The sequence below is a fragment of the Burkholderia lata genome, assembly GCF_902499335.1.
GTDB classification, from domain to species: Bacteria; Pseudomonadota; Gammaproteobacteria; order Burkholderiales; family Burkholderiaceae; genus Burkholderia; species Burkholderia lata_B.
Map to the genome: position 1 here is coordinate 1 of NZ_CABVQK010000055.1, position 662 is coordinate 662.

Annotated in this window: 1 protein-coding gene; it reads right to left on the reverse strand. The window is 63.4% G+C overall.

Annotation, left to right across the window (positions count from 1 at the left end; all coding sequences use genetic code 11):
• Nucleotides 1–626 (reverse strand): hypothetical protein (locus BCO18175_RS40425; protein WP_217483949.1); only part of this gene is annotated, 626 nt, incomplete at its 3' end.
• Between the last annotated feature and the right edge of the window lie 36 nt (nt 627–662).

The window sequence follows — 662 nt, forward strand, 5'->3', positions numbered from 1 at the left end:
AACAGCTCGATCACTTCGCTGTCGACTTCCACGTCGACGGGGCTGTCGTCGGCTGACAGCTCGATCACGTCGTTGTCCACCTCGACTTCGACGGGTCTCTCGTCGGCTAACAGCTCGATCACCTCGCTGTCGACTTCCGCGTCGACGGGGCTGTCGTCGGCTGACAGCTCGATCACGTCGTTGTCGACTTCGACCTCGACCGGCCTGTCGTCGGCTAACAGCTCGATCACCTCGCTGTCGACTTCCACGTCGACGGGGCTTTCGTCGGCCGACAGCTCGATCACGTCGCTGTCGACTTCGACCTCGACCGGCCTGTCGTCGGCCAACAGCTCGATCACCTCGCTGTCGACCTCGACTTCGACCGGCCTGTCGTCGGCCAACAGCTCGATCACGTCGCTGTCGACTTCGACCTCGACGGGTCTGTCGTCGGCTAACAGCTCGATCACGTCGTTGTCCACCTCGACGTCGACCGGCCTCTCCTCGGCGAACAGCTCGATCGATTCGCTCTCGACCTCGACCTCGACCGGCCTGTCGTCGGCTGACAGCTCGATCACCTCGCTCTCGACTTCGACGTCGACGGGGCTGTCGTCGGCCAACAGCTCGATCACGTCGCTGTCGACTTCCACGTCGACCGGCCTCTCCTCGGCCAACAGCTCGATCAC